The organism is Gelidibacter sp. (assembly GCF_035577925.1).
In the GTDB taxonomy this organism is placed as follows: domain Bacteria; phylum Bacteroidota; class Bacteroidia; order Flavobacteriales; family Flavobacteriaceae; genus Gelidibacter.
This window is the reverse complement of the sequence record NZ_DATJCY010000297.1, coordinates 1-4,150: the sequence shown is the minus strand read 5'-3', so window position 1 is coordinate 4,150 and position 4,150 is coordinate 1. Positions and strand designations below refer to the sequence as shown.

4 protein-coding genes are annotated in these 4,150 nt (G+C 35.4%); 3 read left to right on the top strand and 1 reads right to left on the bottom strand.

All coding sequences use genetic code 11. From position 1 onward, the window contains the following. The 3 genes from VNJ50_RS11640 to VNJ50_RS11630 all read left to right on the top strand — a co-directional run. Positions 1–577, top strand: a 577-nt coding sequence (locus tag VNJ50_RS11640; protein ID WP_325582056.1) for a penicillin-binding transpeptidase domain-containing protein, incomplete at its 5' end; no start/stop codon positions are given. 242 nt (positions 578–819) lie between these two features. Then, complete coding sequence (locus tag VNJ50_RS11635; RefSeq protein ID WP_325582054.1) at positions 820–1,521, top strand: CoA transferase subunit A; 702 nt, start codon at positions 820–822, stop codon at positions 1,519–1,521. Between the two features lie 121 nt (positions 1,522–1,642). Continuing rightward, positions 1,643–2,296, top strand: coding sequence for a CoA transferase subunit B (locus VNJ50_RS11630; RefSeq protein WP_325582052.1), 654 nt, complete (start codon positions 1,643–1,645; stop codon positions 2,294–2,296). A 615-nt stretch (positions 2,297–2,911) separates the two neighbouring features. Here VNJ50_RS11630 and VNJ50_RS11625 read toward each other — a convergent pair. Beyond that, complete coding sequence (locus VNJ50_RS11625; RefSeq protein WP_325582050.1) at positions 2,912–3,622, bottom strand: 3'-5' exonuclease; 711 nt, start codon at positions 3,620–3,622, stop codon at positions 2,912–2,914. Between the last annotated feature and the right edge of the window lie 528 nt (positions 3,623–4,150).

The following is a 4,150-nucleotide window of genomic DNA, read 5'->3' as shown; positions in this document are numbered from 1 at the left end:
GACATTTGCGAACAAAGGTGTTTATACCAAACCAGTTATGGTAATGCGTATTGAAGATAAAAATGGTACTGTTTTGTTCCAGTTTACTCCAGAAACAAAAGATGTTTTAAGTGAAGAAGTAGCGTATGTAACCACCAATTTGTTGGAAGGTGTGACACAAGGTGGATCATCTGGAGGCCGTTTAAGAACAACTGGAGCTGTGAGCCCTGTTTATAAGGAAGTTATGACCGGTTATCCTTATGCGCTAACCAACCCGATTGCAGGAAAAACTGGAACCACACAAAACCAAAGTGATGGCTGGTTTATGGGCATGGTGCCTAATTTGGTCACTGGTGTTTGGGTTGGAGGTGAAGAGCGTGCCACACATTTTAAGACACTTGCTTATGGTCAAGGAGCCACCATGGCATTGCCAATTTGGGGATTGTTTATGAAAAAATGTTATGCCGATAAGGATCTCGATGTTTCAACTGCAGAGTTTGAACGTCCTGCCGTGCTTACCATTAATGTGGATTGCAATAAGAAAAGTGAAGACGATCCGTTTGATACCGACGATTTTGATATTCAGTTTGATTTTTAGATTTTTTTAAATCAATTTTTGAAACACAAAACATCCATAATTTTATGGATGTTTTGTGTTTTGGTAGAAAGGTTATTTTCGTTAAAAAATTGTATCCTTCAAGTACCCGTTTAATCTAAATACCTCAATTTTTGATGAGCTCTGATTTTCCTATTCATTTGATAAATGGTAACATCCATAGCCTCAATTTATTTTAGATTAACTGTTTTATTTCGTAATTTTAAACTCCTAAAAAAGTAGTTATGATTAATAAAAAAGTTGCCAACGTTACGGAAGCCATGCATGATGTTAAGGACAATATGACCATTATGGTTGGTGGTTTTGGACTTTGTGGTATTCCTGAAAATGCGATCAATAATTTGGTTAAAATGAATGTCCAAGGGCTTACTTGCATTTCCAATAATGCCGGCGTTGACGATTTTGGTTTGGGATTGTTATTGCACAAACGCCAGATCAAAAAAATGATTTCTTCTTATGTTGGTGAAAACCAAGAATTTGAACGCCAAATGCTGAGCGGTGAAATGGAAGTGGAATTAGTGCCGCAAGGAACGCTTGTAGAACGTTGTAGAGCGGCACAATCTGGGTTTCCAGCGTTTTTTACACCTGCAGGTTATGGAACAGAAGTAGCCGAAGGTAAGGAAGTTCGCGAATTTAATGGTAAGATGTATGTTTTGGAAAAAGCCTTCAAAGCCGATTTTGCTTTCGTTAAAGCATGGAAAGGGGATGCCGCGGGCAATTTGATCTTTAAAGGAACGGCCCGAAATTTTAATCCAGCCATGTGCGGCTCAGCAAAAATTACAGTTGCAGAGGTTGAAGAACTCGTTCCTGTGGGAAGTTTGGATCCTAATCAAATCCATATTCCAGGAATATTTATACAACGTATTTTTCAAGGTGAAAATTATGAAAAACGTATTGAACAACGAACGGTTAGGAAGCGGTCGTAAGTGCTGTTTTTACTAGTGATTTAATCATTAGGAGATGTAAGTTGGGAAGATTGATATATCATTCATCCATAAGATTCTACTCAAATAGTCATAGTAAATATGGCATCAAAATTTTAATAAAATGTTAGACAAAATAGGAATTGCAAAGCGTATCGCACAAGAAGTCCAAGATGGCTATTACGTCAATCTTGGGATAGGTATTCCAACTTTGGTTGCCAATTATGTAAGAGAAGGTATTGAAGTTGAATTTCAAAGCGAAAACGGCGTTTTGGGCATGGGACCTTTTCCATTTGAAGGTGAAGAAGATGCCGATTTGATCAATGCAGGAAAACAAACCATTACCACCTTGCCGGGTGCCAGTTTTTTTGATTCGGCGATGAGTTTTTCTATGATTAGGGGACAGCATGTTGATCTGACTATTTTGGGTGCCATGGAAGTTTCAGAAGCAGGCGATATTGCCAATTGGAAAATACCGGGTAAAATGGTGAAAGGTATGGGCGGTGCGATGGATTTGGTGGCAAGTGCCCAAAATATCATCGTTGCCATGATGCATACCAATAAGGAAGGCGAATCTAAATTATTAAAAAAATGCAGCTTGCCACTTACTGGCGTGGGTTGTGTAAAAAAAATAGTAACCAATCTGGCGGTCATTGAAGTTACCGATAACGGATTTAAACTGTTGGAGCGCGCTCCGGGCATTTCCGTTGAGGAAATCATCAAAGCAACCGAAGGGCAATTAATTATAGAAGGTGATGTTCCGGAAATGGTTTTGTAGCCGTTTTTCAAATATATTACACGACCTCAAATACAAAATCAGTTTATAAATGTGATTTTGGGTTTGAGGTTATTTTTTGTTTGGTTTTGAAATAGGGAGGGCTGGATAAGCGAATATTTTATGTAAGAATTTTCTTCGATACAAGGCTAAATTGTTAAATATATATTCATTTCATCGAATTTTAATGTATTTAAACCGATTTATGAAAATATTATTACATATTTACATAACCTAACAAACAAACTAATTAACCAATATTAAAAAACCGCTAAACCTTTTTTGCCCCAAAATTACCATAACCTAAATTTTCATTTGCCCCAAATCTACCAAAAATTTTGACTTATGAACAGTATGACAAATCTACCAAGATCTACTTTTTTTGAAAATAAATTATTTGAGTCTGTCCAAAAAACATTAAGATTGTTAAAAGAAATCTTAATGCTCACAAAAAAAATATTCATGCTCTAACCAGAGCCCCAAGGTAAAAGCATGAATTTTTTTTGTGATGATTTATGACTTTAAAACTGGAATTCTATTTAAGTGTTTTCTAAAGAAAGTTTGAAGTATCAAAACTGGATGCATTATTTTATAATATCCTCAGAATGTTTATGAATTTCAAACATGCTTTATTTCACTCATATCAAGAATGGCATCGCCACGCAATCTTAAGAATATTTGTGCAACGGCAATTGTATCTTTTTCGCAATAGGTAACAATCCGATTGATATTGTTTTCCTCATAATACACCTTATAGACTTCACTGCCATCAATATCGTCTTTGGGTGTTGGAATCCCGAGGATATTGGTCAAAAGTTTTAAGGAGGTATAGTTTTTATAATCGCCAAATTTCCATAGTTCTAAAGTGTCGAGATGAGGTACTTCCCAAGGTTTTTTTCCAAACAGATTCAGCTTATCTGGAAGTGAAATATTATGGATAATCATCCGCCTGGCGATATAGGGAAAATCAAATTCCTTTCCGTTGTGCGCACATAACAAATGTTTTGTTTGGTTGAAATGCGATACGATCAAATTTTTAAAATCGTTGAGAATTTTAATTTCTTCTCCATAAAAAGAAGTTACCCTAAAGGTCCTGATATCACCTTGAAATTTGAAATAGCCTACAGAAATACAGACAATTTTACCAAACTCTGCCCAAATACCAGCACGATCATAAAAATCTTCTGCTGAAATTTCGGCACGTTGGTATTTTGATTTGAGTTCCCAAAGTTCTTGTTTTACCGGATCCAAATCGGAAAAATGATGTGTTTCCGGAACCGTCTCAATGTCCAGAAATAATAGGTCTTCAAGGTTGAGTTTACTGATCATATCACTTCACGCGAAAGCGGGAATCTCTAAAAATTAAACTTTGTTTATTATATGATTGTCCGTAAAATGACTAAGGTTCTCATACGACATAAGATGAAAGAACATAAGATGTATGACTGCGTCAGCACAGCTGTTTCGATACTTTTGTCCTAATATCCACCGTCTTACGGTCCTAAGTCTTTTTTAGGTTACTTAACGGATAAGTATATTATTTTAAATCTTCAACCTCCAAAAAAACAACATTATATTTGGCTATTAATTCCAAAAACTCAATTCTAGACAATTGTATACCTTCGATGCAGTTCCGGATGAGATTTTTCCCAATTCAAAAAGTTTACAAGACCAGAAATTTTAATTTCTTTTTCAAATTCGCTTTTATTCATTCAAATTGAGTTTGCCAAATAGTCAGAATATTCTATAGATATGATTTTTAAGATTTAACATTCCTAATTTACTAAAACTTTCTGTTGATTTAGCTTTATCTTCTTGAATTCTCTCATTTAGTGTCTATTATCTCCTAAACTTATT

What these genes read in the sequence shown, in the direction of transcription:
- VNJ50_RS11635 (WP_325582054.1), top strand. Translation starts at nt 820, where the DNA reads ATGATTAATAAAAAAGTTGCCAACGTTACGGAAGCCATGCATGATGTT.
- VNJ50_RS11630 (WP_325582052.1), top strand. Translation starts at nt 1,643, where the DNA reads ATGTTAGACAAAATAGGAATTGCAAAGCGTATCGCACAAGAAGTCCAA.
- VNJ50_RS11625 (WP_325582050.1), bottom strand. Translation starts at nt 3,622, where the DNA reads ATGATCAGTAAACTCAACCTTGAAGACCTATTATTTCTGGACATTGAG.